This window comes from Phytopseudomonas argentinensis (assembly GCF_900113905.1).
In the GTDB taxonomy this organism is placed as follows: domain Bacteria; phylum Pseudomonadota; class Gammaproteobacteria; order Pseudomonadales; family Pseudomonadaceae; genus Aquipseudomonas; species Aquipseudomonas argentinensis.
On record NZ_FORC01000004.1, the window covers coordinates 573,361 to 587,208 of the forward strand.

Sequence of the window (13,848 nt, forward strand, 5' to 3'; positions counted from 1 at the left end):
ATCCAAACCGCCTTCACTCGGGTATAAACCTTGCCACCCTCAGGACGCAGCCCCTTACAGGAACACGGCATGTCTGACCCGATGTTCGATTACGACAGTAACCTGGAAGCCTGCGCACGCCATGACGAGCGCGCCTTTCAGGCGCTGTACCGCCAGGAATCGGCGCAGATGCTCAGCCTGGCCATCAGCCTGCTGGGCCAACGCGATGCAGCCGAAGACTGCCTGCATGATGCCTTCGTGCAGATCTGGCGCAACGCCGGGCGCTTCCAGCGCTCGCTGGGCAGCGGTCGGGCGTGGATCTACAGCATCCTGCGCTACCGTGCCCTGAATCAGCTACGTCAGCGCGGCCGCACGGTGGCACTGGCCGACGACATCGCCGAGCACCTGATCGACGACAGCCCATCGGCTGCCCAGCAGCACGAACAGCAGTCGGACCGGCGTCAGCTGCGTGGCTGCCTGCAAAAACTCGAGCGCCCAAGACGCCATCCGGTTCTGCTGGCGTTCTATCGTGGCCTGACCCATGAGCAGATCGCCGAGCGCCTGACCACCCCGCTGGGCACCATCAAAGGACGCATTCGTAGCGGCTTGCGCGCATTGCAGGAGTGTTTGCAACGATGATCAGCACTGACCCCGCAGAACGCCGTGCCCTCATCGGCGAGTACGTGCTTGGCCTGCTCGAACCCGAGCAGGCGGGCGAAATCGCCGACCTGATAGCCCGTGATCCGCAAGCCGCGGCGATGGCCATGGAGTGGGAGCAGCACTTTCTCGAACTCAGTGACCGGCTCGAACCCAGCACGCCCTCGCCCGGCCTCTGGCCACGGCTGCAGCAAACCTTGAATCTGCGGCAGCGAACCAGCGCCTGGCAGGCCTGGTGGTCGAGCTTGAATGCCTGGCGTCTGACCAGCGCAGCCCTGGCGATGGCGCTGATCATCGCCTTGCTGCCCATGTATTGGCAGAGCGACACGCGGCCGGCCAGCTACACCGCCGTGCTGCAACCGCCGGGCGAAGCCGCGGCGCCGGGCTGGGTGGTGCATATCGATGCAGCCGGCACCCTGCTGCTCGAGCCATTGCGCGAGGATCGGGTCGCGGCGGATCGTTCCGTGCAGTTCTGGACGCTCGTCGACCCCAAAGACGGTCCGCGCTCGCTGGGCCTGGTGGAGCCCGGCGAACGCCTGACGCTCACTGCCGAGCAGATTGGTGCGGTACGCGCCGGCCAGTTGTTCGAGCTGACCCTGGAGCCATCAGGCGGCTCACCGCTGAGCCGGCCAACGGGTGAAGTGCTGTATATCGGCCGCGCAGTGATGGCGGCGGTGGACTGAGCAGATGCGCGCGAATCTGCGGCAGATGTAAACGGATATGTCTGCCGACATCTGCCCGCCACTCTCTTGGGTATGGATAACAGGTGCTCTATTTCACGGTGCCTGGATGCGAGCGCGAAGCGACCTTCGCGCCTTTACCCATAGAGAGGACGCTCATGAACATTTCCAAGAAACTGCTCGGTATCGCCATCACCACCGCCGCCCTCGGTTGCGCCACCGCCAATGCCGACGACCTGCTGGCCCTGAGCGCAGACGGCAAACTGCTGCACATCGACACAGAGACCCTCACCGTTGCTTCCGACGTGAAACTCAGCGGCGTTTCGAGCCTGCGGGGCATCGACGTACGCCCGGCCAATGGCTCGCTCTATGGCCTGGATGACGCCGGCCAGCTCTATACCATCAACGCCAAGAGCGGTGCAGCCAGCAAGGCCGCCAAGCTGAGCCAGGCGCTGCCGGGTAACGGCCCGGTCGTGGTCGACTTCAACCCGGTCGCCGACCGCCTGCGCTTGCTGGCGGCCGATGGCACCAGCCTGCGCGTCAATGTCGAAAGCGGTGAAGTGGTGGTGGACGGCAAGGTCGCCTACGCCAAGGACGGTCCCTACGCCGGCAAGACCGCCAAGGTGGTAGCCGGCGCGTACACCAACGCCTACAAGGGCACCGAGAAGACGGCGCTGTACACCGTCGACCTGGCGACGGGCAACCTGATGCTGCAAAACCCGCCAAATGACGGCATTCAGCAAGTCGTCGGCAAGATTGCCGACGGCCTGCCGAGCGCAGCGCTGGATATCAAGAGCGATGGCAAGGGCGGCAATACCGCCTATCTGCTGACCGGTACCACGCTGCACCAGGTCAACCTGGAAACCGGCCAGGCCAGCGCACTGGGTGAGATCAAGAATCTGCCGGCCAACATCATCGACATCGCGGTCCTGCCAGCCCAGTAAGATGATCGTGGGAAGGCCACACGGCCTTCCCTCTCTGTTTCGTTACTCGAACACTTCGTCGAGCAGATTATCCATGGCCTTGAACGCCCGCGCCGCCACCAGCGGATGGTACTGATTGCTGCCGGGGGTGTTGGCCAGAGGGTCGGTAAATGAATGCACCGCCCCGCCGTAGCTGACCAATTGCCAATCCACCTTGGCTGCCTTCATTTCCTTCATGAACCCGTCGACCTGTGCCGGCGGTACCGCCGGGTCATCCGCACCATGCAGCACCAGCACCGGCGCCTTGATGTTGTTGGCATCAGCGGGATTGGGCGTATCCAGGTTGCCGTGGAAGGACACGAAGGCCTTCAGTGGCGCACCCGAGCGAGCCAGTTCGAGAACCGTGCCGCCGCCGAAGCAGAAGCCGATCGCACCGAGCCTGGCGGTATCCAGGGCGACCTGGCTGGTTTGCGCCTTGAGCACATCGACAGCCGCCTGGGCGCGCTTGCGCATCAGCGCACGGTCGCTGCGTACGGTAGTGGCCGCCTGCTTGGCCTCATCGGCGTTGCTGGGGCGAATGCTCTTGCCATACATGTCAGCCACGAACACTACGTACTTGTCGCCGGCGGCCCGGGCGGCCTTTTCGGCAGACGCGTCAGTGACGCCCAACCAGTTCGGCACCATCAAAAGGCCCGGACGCGGGTCGCTGACCGCATCGTCGTAGACAAGCTTGCCTTCGAACGGCTGGCCATCGATCTCATAGGGGACGTTCTTGACCACCACCCCCGCCTCGGCCAAACCGGCCAAGCCCAGCAACGCTGCCGACAACAGTGATTTCCTCATCGCGTGATTCCCTCTGTCTGTACCCAGTGATGGCAGCCAATGCTGCGCCCGAGCACAAGGAAGCACATTTGCGGCGCCAGGGAAACCCGAGCGCCGCGAGCGAACGGTGGATCAGGCGGCAGCGAACAAGCCGTCGATCTGCGCATGGGCACTGCGCAGTGCATTGGCTTTCGGCTCCTCGCCGTATGCAAGGCCTTCTGCCCGCACCACCTCGATATCGGTGATGCCCAGGAAGCGCAGCACCAGAATCAGGTAGTCCTCATGGGCCTGGCCACTGGCCTGGCCGGCGTGGATGCCCCCGGCAGTCGAGGCAATGATCACCTTCTTGCCACCCGCCAGGCCCTTGGGACCATTCTCGTCGTAGGCGAAGGTCTTGCCGGCAACGCAGACGCGATCGATCCAGGCCTTGAGCTGGCTCGGAATGCTGAAGTTGTACATCGGTGCGCCGATCACGATGGCATCGGCAGCGAGAAACTCTTCCAGGGTCGCTTCGGCCAGGGCTATTTCGTGGGCCTGGGCAGCGTCGCGCAGCTCAGCTGGCGTGCCACCGGCCACCAGGCTGGCTGCAGAGAAATGGCTCAGCGCATCGCTGGCCAGGTCGCGGTAAGTCACCTGAACATCGGCCTGGCTGTTTTTCCAGGCTGCGGCGACTGTCGCGCTGAGCTGACGGGAAGCAGAGGCGTCGCCGAGAATGCTGGAATCGAGATGCAGAAGTTTCATGAGGGTCTCCTTGAAAGCGGTCAGTGACTGTTCGATGGATTAATCCTACCGATGAAGCCAATCGCTGATTAGTCGGCAAAAATGCGATGATGCGTTCCATCAGTGGAACAAACTGTTTTCCATGCGCCGGGAGCGTTCATGCAGGACCTCAATGACCTGATGTACTTTGCCAAGGTGGTCGAGCACGGCGGCTTCAGCGCCGCCGGACAACAGCTGGGCATTCCCAAATCGCGCCTGTCGCGGCGCGTGGCCGAGCTCGAGGCACGCCTGGGCGTACGCCTGCTGCAGCGCACCACCCGCAAACTGGCGCTGACCGAAACCGGCGAACGCTACCTGCGCCACTGCCAGGCGATGCTGCTCGAAGCCGAACAGGCGCAGGAGGCTGTGGCCTCGCTGAGCAGCGAGCCGCGCGGGCGGGTGCGCATGTCTTGCCCCGTCGAACTGGCACGCGCCGGGCTGCACCCGGTGATCACCAGCTTTCTGGCCAAATACCCGTTGGTGCAACTCGATGTGGTCCTGACCAACCGCCGCGTGGACCTGCTGCAGGAGGGCCTCGACGTGGCGCTGCGGGTGCGCGACCAGAGCGACGAGGATCCCTCGCTGATCGCCCGGCAACTGGCGCCCGCCTCCGCTTACCTGGTAGCCGCTCCGGCATTGCTGCAGGGGCTGGACATCCGCACGCCGGACGATCTGCAACGCTTGCCGGCGCTTGGCGCGGCGGCAAGCGACAGGCGTATCCATCATCTGCTCAGAAATTCAGCTGGCGTACGCCGTGAAGTGACCCTGGAGGCACGTTTGAGCATCGAAGACTTCGATATCCGCCGAGAGGCAGCGCTGCAGGGGCTGGGCTTCACCATGCTGCCGCACACCAAGTGCATGGCCGATCTGCAGGCTGGCCGGTTGATCCGCCTGCTGCCGGATTGGAGCCTGCCCGGCGGACACCTGCAGGTCGTCTACCCTCACCGGCGCGGCATGCTGCCAGCCGTGCGCGCCTGGCTCGAGCATATGATCCAGGCCAGCAGCGAGGGCTGGCTGATGCCTGGAACGGACCTGGTTCGCCCTGGGTCAGAGCAACCTGATAACGTTATCCTCCACTCCACCTTACAGGACACCCGATGACCGCCCGCAAGCCCCAGGCACCCGGCCAGACCGCGCGAATTCTAGCCGTGGTGTTCTTCACCTTCATTGGTTTTCTCTGCGTTGGCCTGCCCCTGGCGGTGCTACCCGGTTTCGTGCTCAATGACCTGGGCTACGGCTCGGTGATGGCCGGTCTGGTAATCAGCCTGCAGTACCTCGTCACCCTGGTTTCACGGCCAATCACGGGAATGCTGATCGACCGCATCGGCCCCAAGCGCGCGGTGGTCTACGGTCTGGTCGGCACCCTGGGCAGCGGCGTTCTGACCCTGGCAGCAACCAGCCTGCATGAGGCTTCCGGCGCGATAGGCCTGGGCCTGCTGCTGGCCGGGCGCGTCGCCTTGGGCATTTCCCAGGCGCTGATCGGTACCGGTTCGATCACCTGGGGTATCGGCCGGGTCGGCGCCGAGAACACCGCCCGAGTGATTTCCTGGAACGGTATCGCCTCCTACGGCGCCATCGCCATCGGTGCACCACTGGGCGTGCTGATGGCCTCGACACTCGGCCTGTGGAGCATTGGCGCGGCCATTACCCTGCTCAGCTTCGGCGCACTGTGGGTGGCACGCGACAAACCGGCCATCCCGGTCATCCAGGGCAAGCGCCTGCCGTTTCACAACGTGTTCCTGGCCATCGCCCCCAACGGCCTGGCGCTGGCCCTGGGCTCCATTGGCTTTGGCACCCTGGCGACCTTCGTCACCCTGTATTACGCGAGCCTTGGCTGGGAGCACGCCGCCTATTGCCTGAGCGCCTTCGGCCTGGCCTTTATCGCCGCGCGGCTGCTGTTCGCCGGCGCCATCGAACGGCGCGGCGGCTACCGGGTGGCGACTGTTTGCCTGGCGATCGAAACCCTCGGTCTGTTGCTACTGTGGCTGGCGCCGATTCCTGCCCTGGCCTTGTGTGGCGCAGCGCTGACCGGCTTCGGCCTGTCGCTGGTGTATCCCGCCCTAGGTGTCGAGGCCATTGGCAACATCCCAGCAGCCAGCCGCAGTTCGGCACTGGGCGCCTACGCGCTGTTTTTCGACCTGGCCCTCGGCGTCGCCGGCCCGCTGATGGGGCTGGTCGCCACTGCTTACGACTACGGCGCGGTGTTTCTCGCATCGGGCCTGCTGTCGCTGCTTGGCCTGGGGCTGAGCCTCCTGCTGTTGCGCCGTGCCGAGCGGCCAAAAGCGGTGCAGCCGTGACCCGTGACGAACTGATCGCCTTCTGCCTGCAACTGCCGGGGGCTCGTGTTGATTACAAATGGGGCAGCAACCAGGTGTTTTCCGTGGCGCACAACAAGATGTTCGCCATCCTCGACTTTCTCGGTGACAACCTGGCCTTCAAGGTTGATGACGCCCTATTTCTCGGGTTCACGGATCGCCCAGGCATTCGCCCTGCCCCATACCTGGCGCGTGCTCACTGGATCAGCATGAATGGCAGCCAGCCACCGATGGGCGACGAGGAACTGCGTGACCTGCTGACGCGCTCTCACCAGCTTGTGGTGCGGCGCCTGCCCAAGAAGCAGCAGATCAGCCTGCTGCTCGATCTAGAGTAGGCTGCGCAACCAGCCGCTGATGTAGGCGCCATCGAGCAACAACTGGTCGATCCAGATCATTTGATGCAGCACCACGATGGCCCAGAACACCAGTTGATAGGACACCTTGCGCGTCTTGTGTCGCAATACCTGCTGGGCCACCAGCGCGCCCGGCCAGCCGCCGGCCAATTCGACCAGGTGCAAGGTCTTTTCCGGGGTACGCCGGCGACCTTGCTGGGCGCTGCTCTTGTCGTGCCAATAGAGGAAGAAGCACAGCACGCTGGCCAGCGGATAGAGCAGCAAGGGCCACATCACTCCGCCAGCCAGCCAGTGCAGCGCGCCCAGTAGCGGCAAGCCGCACAACGCAGCGAAGATCACCCATTTGGCGATGGGGTTACGTAGCACCACTGATGGCTGACGCTTGCCTGCTTTGGCAGCTCGCGTCGGTGCCGGCCGGGTTTTGCGCGAAGGCGCAGCGGTTCGCGGCTTAACGCGAATCTGCGGCTGGTCGATGGCCAGTTCCCCCGCCAGGCGCAGATGCTCGGCCCGCAAACGGCCACGTTCGTCGCGCCCGGCCACGAACAGCACCTGGTCACCGGCAGAAGGCCGGCGGTCCCCGCGCATTGCCGAAATGTGCGCAAATACCTCATCGCCGCCAGCAAGGGGCTGGATGAACCCAAAGCCCTTGTCATCGTCCCAGTGCCTGATGCGGCCGGCCTGTTCCCTGCTGTGCATGTGCGTCCTTAGCGGTTGGGCGATCAGCCCTCTGCCGTGCTCCAGTCGATCCAGCCGAATTGCCAGGTGGCCAGAATCAGCAGGCCGAAGGCGATCCGGTACCAGGCGAACACCGCATAGCTGTGATTGGCGATGAACACCAGCAGCGCACGAACCGTGATCATGGCGACGATGAAGGTGGTGACAAAGCCAATGGCGAATACCGGCAGATCGCTCCATTGCAGGATGTCCCGGTACTTGTAGAGCGAGTAAACGGTAGCGGCGACCATGGTCGGCATGGCCAGAAAAAACGAGAACTCGGTGGCCGCCTTGCGTGACAGCCCGAACAGCAGGCCGCCGATGATGGTCGAGCCGGAACGGGAAGTACCCGGGATCAATGCCAGGCACTGGGCGAAGCCGACCTTGAGGGCCAGTTTCCAGTCCATGTCGTCGACCGATTCGGCAACGATGCGGTGCTGACGCTTCTCGGCCCAGAGCATCACCACGCCGCCAATGACCAGCGCGGCGCTGACGGTAATCGGGTTGAACAGCCAATGCTCGATGAGATCGGCGAATAGCAGGCCGAGCACCACCGCCGGAAAGAAGGCGATCATCAGATTGACGGTGAAGCGCCGCGCCATCGGATCACTGCCCAGGCCGCTGACCACCGAGAGGATGCGCTGGCGGAACTCCCACATCACCGCGAGAATGGCGCCCAGCTGGATGATGATCTTGAATGCCGTGGCACGTTCGCCATTGAAGTTCAGCAAGTCACCCACCACGATCAGGTGTCCGGTGCTGGAAATGGGCAGAAATTCGGTGAGGCCTTCAACGATACCCAGAATCAGCGCCTGAAAAGCGAGCCAACTGTCCATCGAAACTCCTTGGGAAGGGTGCCAGATGCACTGGCTGGAAAGGGATTGTCTCTCGGACTGGAGGCGCTGATGGAGGTTCCAGCGCGGCCGAAAAAAGCGGCAGTTATAAAGCACTGACCGGCAATTTCAAAACGCTATCAACTGGGAAATGACATTTTCCCGCCGGGCGAATGATCACGCCGCCACGACAAGCGCTAGAATGCGCGGCCATTCCGTCGTCACTCGCCAGAGGTCACATGTCACCGCTCGAACTCTGCGCCTCGCTGCTCGGCCTGATCGCCGTCTGGCTGACTGTGCGTCAGAACCCCTGGTGCTGGCCGGTTGGCCTGGTCATGGTCGTGCTCTACGCCTGGCTGTTCTTTCAAGCCAGGCTCTATTCCAACACGCTTTTGCAATGCATCTATGCGGCCCTGCAGCTCTATGGCTGGTGGCATTGGACACGTGGCGATCGTCCTGACGAGCGTCTCCAGGTGTCGAGCCTGGCTTGGCGTCAAACCTGCTCAGGGCTCGCGCTGGGCGTGCTCGGCTCACTGTTGCTGGGCCTGCTGATGACGACCTTCACCGACGCCAGCGCACCCTGGCAGGATGCCACGCTCTGTGCCTTCAGCCTGGTTGCGCAACTCTGGATGGCCAAGAAGCGCCTGCAGTGCTGGACACTCTGGGTGTTGCTCGATGTGCTGTTCGTTGCGCTGTTTATTGACCAGGAGCTGTACCTCACCGCGGCGCTGTACGCCCTGTTCACGTTGCTCGCCTGTCATGGCTGGCTGAGCTGGCGGCGCGAATTGGTCGCCCGGCGCTGATGAAAGTCCTGGTTCTGACCGGCCCCGAATCCACTGGCAAGAGCTGGCTGGCGAGCGAGCTGCAGCGGCGCTTCGGCGGTATTGTGGTCGGTGAATACGTACGCCATTTCATCGACAGCCAGCAGCGCGATACCTGCTATGCCGACATTTCCGCTATCGCCAGGGGCCAGCTCGCATGGGAGGATGCGGCGCGGGCGCAGCGCCCCGACCTGCTGATTCTGGATACCCATCTGCTGAGCAATATCCTCTGGAGCCGCACTCTGTTTGGCGATTGCCCGGACTGGATGGAGCCTGCACTGCTTTGCCGGGACTATCACCTTCATCTTCTGCTCGACCCGCGCGGTGTCGAGTGGGTGGGCGACGGGCAGCGTTGCCAGCCTGAGCTGACCCAGCGGCTGGCCTTCTACCAGGCTTGCGCAACCTGGCTAACGGCCCACGGCCAGAACGTGACACCAATCGCCGGCTCCTGGAGCGAACGCCAGGCAGCTGCGCTACAGCGGGTGGGGAGCTGGCTGCGGCTCGACCCGTAGCGATGCACAAATTGTCGGCTAACGCCGCGTGGCACCTTGCCATTAATCGATAGCATGGGCATAAAGGAACACGACTAGAACAACGCAACAAGGACGTCCCCCCATGCGCCTGATTCGCCGCGCCGTGCAGATCATTCTTCTCCTAGCGCTCATCGCCCTGCTGATCGTCGTGTACTACATCGCCAGGCCCAATGTGCCTGCCTATACGCCGGTGCAGAAGGTTCACTATCTGGGGCAATGGACCGACCAGCAGCGTCAGTTCTACTACTACACGCCGCAGGGCACCACGTTGAAGGGCCTGCAGTACGCGTGGTTCTCGGCTCTGGAACTGCCGTTCGGCAAAGCCAAGTTCGCCGACCCCGACTACCTCGCACGGTTCGGCTTTCTCACCGAACCGGGACAGCGCGCCACCGCGCTGAACCCTGGCAACCTGCCGGTGGGCTTTGCCCGTCACCAGGACAATGAAAGCGGCGTCGGATACCTGGACATCACCTGCGCCGCCTGCCACACCGGCGAGCTGCGCTATCGGGGTCAGGCGGTACGTATCGACGGTGGCGCCGCCCTGCACTCGCTGGCATCCACCGTGCCGACGCTCAAAGGCGGCAGCTTTGGCCAGGCCCTTGGCATGAGCATGGCGTTCACCTACTACAACCCGCTGAAGTTCCGGCGCTTCGCCCACGAGGTACTGGGTGAGCATTACGAGCGCGACTACGACAGCCTTCGCGCGGAGTTCAAGCAGGTGCTCGACCGCTTGCTGAGCACCGCCTATAACGACTGGCACCGCGGCCTCTACCCGACCGAAGAAGGTTTTGGTCGCACCGATGCCTTCGGGCGCATCGCCAACAGCGTGTTCGGTGCCAGCATCGATGCGGCCAATTACCGCGTTGCCGATGCGCCGGTCAGCTACCCGCACCTCTGGGATATCTGGAAATTCGACTGGGTGCAGTGGAACGGCTCGGCCATGCAGCCAATGGCCCGCAACGTGGGCGAGGCCCTGGGCGTAGGTGCCACGCTGCAGCTGCTCGACGACAACGGGCGCCCCATCCCCCACGACCAGCGCTATGCCTCCAGCGTGCGCATCAACGATCTCTACAGGCTCGAAGAGACGCTCAAGCAGCTGCAGCCACCTGCCTGGCCGGAAAAGGTCCTTGGCAAGATCGACATCCCACTCGCCAGCCGAGGTCGCGCCCTGTTCGAGGAAAGCTGCGCCGTCTGTCACGCACCGAAGGTCGTTCCACTGGCTCAGCGCAGGGCGCCGGAACGGGACCCCGAGTGGCACATGGAGGTCATCCAGACCTCCATCGTGGGCACCGACTCCACCACCGCCGACAATATCGCCGACCACCGCTTCGACATCCGCAAGCTGGGCTGGAAGAAAGCCGAGCTGGCCAAACTGGATGTCGAACTACACAGCAACAGCCTCGACAAGATCGACTTCAGCGCCATCTCCAGCGCCGAGGCGCTGGCCTATGTCACCGCCTACGTCGAGGATCGCGCCTACCGAGACAACGGCATCGCGCCAGAGCAGCGCAAGCGCATGAATGGCTACGGGCTGCCCATTGGCGTCCAGGAAATTCGTGGCTACAAGGTACGCCCCTTGGATGGCATCTGGGCGACACCACCCTTCCTGCACAACGGCTCGGTGCCAACGCTGTTTCACCTGCTGTCGCCGGTCTCGGAGCGGCCCGCCAGATTCTGGGTGGGTAATTTCGAATTCGATCCCAAGCATGTCGGTTTCGTCAGCGACAAGTTCCCCGGCGGTTTCCTGCTCGATACCCGCATCAAGGGCAACGGCAACGGTGGTCACGAATTCCGCGACGGCTGCCGCAATGACGGCGTCATCGGCCGCGGCCTGCAACCGGAAGAACGCTGGGCGCTGGTCGAGTACCTGAAGGTGCTGGGGAATACCGCGCTGGAAAACCAGTTGAGCGACGTGCCCGCCAAGCCCTGGAATCCCGGGCAGCACTGTCAGGGCAGCGCAAAAGCCAATCACAAGGAGTCCAACGATGCTTAAACGATTCTGGCTGTGGCTCGGCCGGCTGTTGGGCAAAACACTTTTCGTGCTGTTGATCGTCGGCCTCGGCGGCTGGGCCATAGGTACGGCCTACTACAGCTGGAAATTCTCCGGCCCGGTCTCCAGCGAGGAACAGATCCCCGCCGATGAAGCCGCCTATACCGCCGGCATCATCGAAGACGCCATCCGCGTGGTCGAACAGCATCGTGACAACACCCGGGTCTTGCGCGACGCCCACGCCAAGGCGCATGGCTGCGTGAGGGCCGAGGTCACCGTGAAAGCACAGCTCGACGAGAGCCTGCGCTACGGCGTACTCGGCGAACCGGGCAAGACCTGGCAGGCCTGGATGCGTCTGTCCAACGGCAACGCTTACCCGCAATTCGACCGTGCCCGTGATGCCCGGGGCATGGCCATCAAGCTGCTGGACGTTCCGGGCGCCAAGCTGATGAACAATCCACGCCATGCTGGTGATCAGGACTTCGTGATGTTCAATCACCCGGCGTTCTTCGTGCGTGACGTGGCCGAATACCGCAGCAACTTTGCCGCCCAGGCGGATGGGAAGAAGGCCCTGGCCTTCTTCCCAAGTTGGGATCCCCGCACCTGGGAAATCCGCCACCTGGTCATCGCCCTGAAAACCCTGTCGCCCGCCCCTAGCAGCCCGGTCGAAACCACCTACAACTCCATCGCGCCGTTCAAGCTGGGGCCACATAACATCAAGTACCGGGTCATTCCCGCGCCTGAGAACTGCCCGGTTTACGCGATTCCGAAACCCAACACCGATCTGCCCAATTTCCTGCGCAGCGCGCTCTATCAGCAGCTTTCGCTGGACCGCATGCCGGCCTGTTTCGCGCTGCAGGTACAGCGTCAGAACCCGGACTATTACATGCCGATCGAAGATCCCAGCGTGGAGTGGGACGAGAAGATCGCACCGTTCGAGACCGTTGCCGATATCCGCCTGCCGGCCCAGGATTTCGATAGCACGGAGCAGAACCTGTTCTGCGACAACCTGTCGTTCAACCCCTGGCACGCCCTACCCGAACATCGGCCGATTGGCGGCATCAACCGCTTGCGCAAAGCCGTGTACGAGGCAGTCAGTGTCTATCGCCATGATCGCAATGCCGCACTGAGCCAGTGAAGGCCCTATAGGTCGCAGCAGGCTGCTAGAATGGCAGCCTGTTCGCCCTGTAGAAAAGAGATTGGCCTTGGAACTGTTCAAAGAATTCATCTTCGAAGCCGCCCACCGGCTTCCCCACGTCCCGGAAGGCCACAAATGCGGCCGCCTGCATGGCCATTCGTTCCGCATCGCCGTCTATATCGAGGGCGAGGTCGACCCCCATACCGGCTGGATTCGCGACTTCTCCGAGATCAAGGCGATCTTCAAGCCGATCTACGAGCAACTCGACCACAACTACCTCAACGACATCCCCGGCCTGGAAAACCCGACCAGCGAAATTCTCGCCAAATGGGTATGGCAGCAACTCAAGCCATTGCTGCCGGAGCTGTCGCGTATCCGCATTCATGAGACCTGCACCAGCGGCTGCGAGTATCGCGGCGACTAGGTCGAGCGCTCTCCTGCATCGAGGTAACGCTGCGGAAGTAACTAGAGTAGAAACGACGAAGCCCGCGCTATGCGGGCTTCGTCGTTTCTGAGCCAAGATCATCCTCATCGATATACTCGGCTGATGTTGTCCATGCCAGGCAGGCAATTCGAGCTTTCCCGCAAGCTCACACCAGCTCCCTGGGTTACGCCTCCAGCTGACCCAGGCTACGAGAGTTCTATACGCACCATAGGGTGGCAGACGCTTCACCCTTCCACCACAAACTCACTTCCGTAGCTTGCGGTTGAGCGAAGCGACACCCTGGTCACCGTGCTGCATGTGCATGCCCCACCTGCCTGACGCCGCTGGGCATTGGGCCTCTGATCTCCGAGGCTGAAAAGACGAAACCCCAGACCTCTGTCGAGATCTGGGGTTTCTGGTAGAAGCTTGACGATGATCTGGCCGGCATCCCGGTGGCCGGCATCCCGGGACTCTCACAGCCACACCATCATTCAGAGCCCTAAAAAGAGAAAGCCCTGATCAGTAAACTGATCAGGGCTTTCGTGTAGAAGCTTGACGATGACCTACTCTCACATGGAGAAACTCCACACTACCATCGGCGATGCATCGTTTCACTACTGAGTTCGGGATGGGATCAGGTGGTTCCAACGCTCTATGGTCGTCAAGCAAACTGGTTGCTGCTTCGGGGTTTAGCCGCTGCAGCGAATTGGGTATGTGATGTCAGTTGGTATTACGTGTTCTCGCAAATTTTCGGCATTACTGTCGACTTCAACCGTCTAACAGCCAAATTGTTTGGGTGTTATATGGTCAAGCCTCACGGGCAATTAGTACTGGTTAGCTCAACGCCTCACAACGCTTACACACCCAGCCTATCAACGTCGTAGTCTTCGACGGCCCTTTAGGGAAC

The 13,848-nt window shown here is 62.6% G+C and carries 15 protein-coding genes and 2 rRNA genes; 11 read left to right on the plus strand and 6 right to left on the minus strand.

From position 1 onward, the window contains the following. The first annotated feature begins 69 nt into the window (after positions 1-69). From BM154_RS20490 to BM154_RS20500, 3 genes are all read left to right on the plus strand, one after another. Positions 70-618, plus strand: coding sequence for a sigma-70 family RNA polymerase sigma factor (locus BM154_RS20490; RefSeq protein ID WP_074888624.1), 549 nt, complete (start codon positions 70-72; stop codon positions 616-618). Continuing rightward, positions 615-1,319 (plus strand): anti-sigma factor, encoded by a 705-nt coding sequence (locus tag BM154_RS20495; RefSeq protein ID WP_074888626.1) that lies wholly within the window; start codon positions 615-617, stop codon positions 1,317-1,319. The genes BM154_RS20490 and BM154_RS20495 overlap by 4 nt, the downstream gene beginning before the upstream one ends. Positions 1,320-1,474: 155 nt before the next feature. Next, positions 1,475-2,260 carry a DUF4394 domain-containing protein gene (locus tag BM154_RS20500; RefSeq protein ID WP_074888629.1) on the plus strand — a complete coding sequence of 262 codons (786 nt, stop codon included), beginning with the start codon at positions 1,475-1,477 and terminating at the stop codon, positions 2,258-2,260. A gap of 42 nt (positions 2,261-2,302) precedes the next feature. Here the strand turns inward: BM154_RS20500 and BM154_RS20505 are convergent, their stop codons facing one another. Next, complete coding sequence (locus BM154_RS20505) at positions 2,303-3,082, minus strand: dienelactone hydrolase family protein (protein WP_074888632.1); 780 nt, start codon at positions 3,080-3,082, stop codon at positions 2,303-2,305. Between the two features lie 111 nt (positions 3,083-3,193). Then, positions 3,194-3,802, minus strand: a complete 609-nt coding sequence (locus BM154_RS20510; protein ID WP_074888635.1) for an FMN-dependent NADH-azoreductase — start codon at positions 3,800-3,802, stop codon at positions 3,194-3,196. Between the two features lie 138 nt (positions 3,803-3,940). On the opposite strand from BM154_RS20510, the gene BM154_RS20515 reads away from it, so the two are divergent. Genes BM154_RS20515 through BM154_RS20525 form a run of 3 tightly spaced genes read left to right on the plus strand, consistent with a single transcriptional unit; the run spans position 3,941 to position 6,470 of the window. Then, on the plus strand, positions 3,941-4,921 hold the full coding sequence (locus tag BM154_RS20515) for a LysR substrate-binding domain-containing protein (RefSeq protein WP_074888639.1): 981 nt from the start codon (positions 3,941-3,943) through the stop codon (positions 4,919-4,921). After that, positions 4,918-6,117, plus strand: coding sequence for an MFS transporter (locus tag BM154_RS20520; RefSeq protein WP_074888642.1), 1,200 nt, complete (start codon positions 4,918-4,920; stop codon positions 6,115-6,117). The genes BM154_RS20515 and BM154_RS20520 overlap by 4 nt, the downstream gene beginning before the upstream one ends. After that, complete coding sequence (locus BM154_RS20525) at positions 6,114-6,470, plus strand: MmcQ/YjbR family DNA-binding protein (RefSeq protein ID WP_074888646.1); 357 nt, start codon at positions 6,114-6,116, stop codon at positions 6,468-6,470. The genes BM154_RS20520 and BM154_RS20525 overlap by 4 nt, the downstream gene beginning before the upstream one ends. On the opposite strand, the gene BM154_RS20530 is transcribed toward BM154_RS20525, so the two are convergent. Further along, complete coding sequence (locus BM154_RS20530) at positions 6,462-7,184, minus strand: DUF1294 domain-containing protein (RefSeq protein ID WP_074888649.1); 723 nt, start codon at positions 7,182-7,184, stop codon at positions 6,462-6,464. The genes BM154_RS20525 and BM154_RS20530 overlap by 9 nt on opposite strands. A gap of 23 nt (positions 7,185-7,207) precedes the next feature. Beyond that, positions 7,208-8,038 (minus strand): undecaprenyl-diphosphate phosphatase, encoded by an 831-nt coding sequence (locus BM154_RS20535; protein WP_074888652.1) that lies wholly within the window; start codon positions 8,036-8,038, stop codon positions 7,208-7,210. A 236-nt stretch (positions 8,039-8,274) separates the two neighbouring features. Between BM154_RS20535 and pnuC the strand changes: the two genes are divergently transcribed. The 5 genes from pnuC to queD all read left to right on the plus strand — a co-directional run bounded on the left by pnuC (position 8,275) and on the right by queD (position 12,941). Continuing rightward, the gene (pnuC, locus tag BM154_RS20540) at positions 8,275-8,838 is read left to right on the plus strand and encodes a nicotinamide riboside transporter PnuC (protein ID WP_074888655.1); all 564 of its coding nucleotides are present in this window, start codon (positions 8,275-8,277) and stop codon (positions 8,836-8,838) included. Then, positions 8,838-9,368, plus strand: a complete 531-nt coding sequence (locus BM154_RS20545) for an AAA family ATPase (RefSeq protein WP_074888657.1) — start codon at positions 8,838-8,840, stop codon at positions 9,366-9,368. Before pnuC ends, BM154_RS20545 begins: the two co-directional genes overlap by 1 nt. A 103-nt stretch (positions 9,369-9,471) precedes the next feature. After that, positions 9,472-11,382 (plus strand): di-heme-cytochrome C peroxidase, encoded by a 1,911-nt coding sequence (locus BM154_RS20550; RefSeq protein ID WP_074888660.1) that lies wholly within the window; start codon positions 9,472-9,474, stop codon positions 11,380-11,382. Further along, a complete protein-coding gene (locus BM154_RS20555) occupies positions 11,375-12,517 on the plus strand; it encodes a catalase family protein (RefSeq protein WP_074888663.1) in 1,143 nt (380 codons plus the stop codon). Before BM154_RS20550 ends, BM154_RS20555 begins: the two co-directional genes overlap by 8 nt. A gap of 67 nt (positions 12,518-12,584) precedes the next feature. Then, positions 12,585-12,941, plus strand: coding sequence for a 6-carboxytetrahydropterin synthase QueD (gene queD / locus BM154_RS20560; protein ID WP_074888665.1), 357 nt, complete (start codon positions 12,585-12,587; stop codon positions 12,939-12,941). A gap of 550 nt (positions 12,942-13,491) precedes the next feature. On the opposite strand, the gene rrf is transcribed toward queD, so the two are convergent. Continuing rightward, positions 13,492-13,607, minus strand: a 5S ribosomal RNA gene (gene rrf / locus BM154_RS20565). Between the two features lie 137 nt (positions 13,608-13,744). Then, positions 13,745-13,848: ribosomal RNA gene (locus BM154_RS20570) — 23S ribosomal RNA — on the minus strand; the annotation flags it as partial.

Bases quoted from the DNA above. Each gene is read 5' to 3' on its own strand.
- BM154_RS20490 (WP_074888624.1), top strand. From the start codon at position 70: ATGTCTGACCCGATGTTCGATTACGACAGTAACCTGGAAGCCTGCGCA.
- BM154_RS20495 (WP_074888626.1), top strand. From the start codon at position 615: ATGATCAGCACTGACCCCGCAGAACGCCGTGCCCTCATCGGCGAGTAC.
- BM154_RS20500 (WP_074888629.1), top strand. From the start codon at position 1,475: ATGAACATTTCCAAGAAACTGCTCGGTATCGCCATCACCACCGCCGCC.
- BM154_RS20505 (WP_074888632.1), bottom strand. From the start codon at position 3,082: ATGAGGAAATCACTGTTGTCGGCAGCGTTGCTGGGCTTGGCCGGTTTG.
- BM154_RS20510 (WP_074888635.1), bottom strand. From the start codon at position 3,802: ATGAAACTTCTGCATCTCGATTCCAGCATTCTCGGCGACGCCTCTGCT.
- BM154_RS20515 (WP_074888639.1), top strand. From the start codon at position 3,941: ATGCAGGACCTCAATGACCTGATGTACTTTGCCAAGGTGGTCGAGCAC.
- BM154_RS20520 (WP_074888642.1), top strand. From the start codon at position 4,918: ATGACCGCCCGCAAGCCCCAGGCACCCGGCCAGACCGCGCGAATTCTA.
- BM154_RS20530 (WP_074888649.1), bottom strand. From the start codon at position 7,184: ATGCACAGCAGGGAACAGGCCGGCCGCATCAGGCACTGGGACGATGAC.
- BM154_RS20535 (WP_074888652.1), bottom strand. From the start codon at position 8,038: ATGGACAGTTGGCTCGCTTTTCAGGCGCTGATTCTGGGTATCGTTGAA.
- pnuC (WP_074888655.1), top strand. From the start codon at position 8,275: ATGTCACCGCTCGAACTCTGCGCCTCGCTGCTCGGCCTGATCGCCGTC.
- BM154_RS20545 (WP_074888657.1), top strand. From the start codon at position 8,838: ATGAAAGTCCTGGTTCTGACCGGCCCCGAATCCACTGGCAAGAGCTGG.
- BM154_RS20550 (WP_074888660.1), top strand. From the start codon at position 9,472: ATGCGCCTGATTCGCCGCGCCGTGCAGATCATTCTTCTCCTAGCGCTC.
- BM154_RS20555 (WP_074888663.1), top strand. From the start codon at position 11,375: ATGCTTAAACGATTCTGGCTGTGGCTCGGCCGGCTGTTGGGCAAAACA.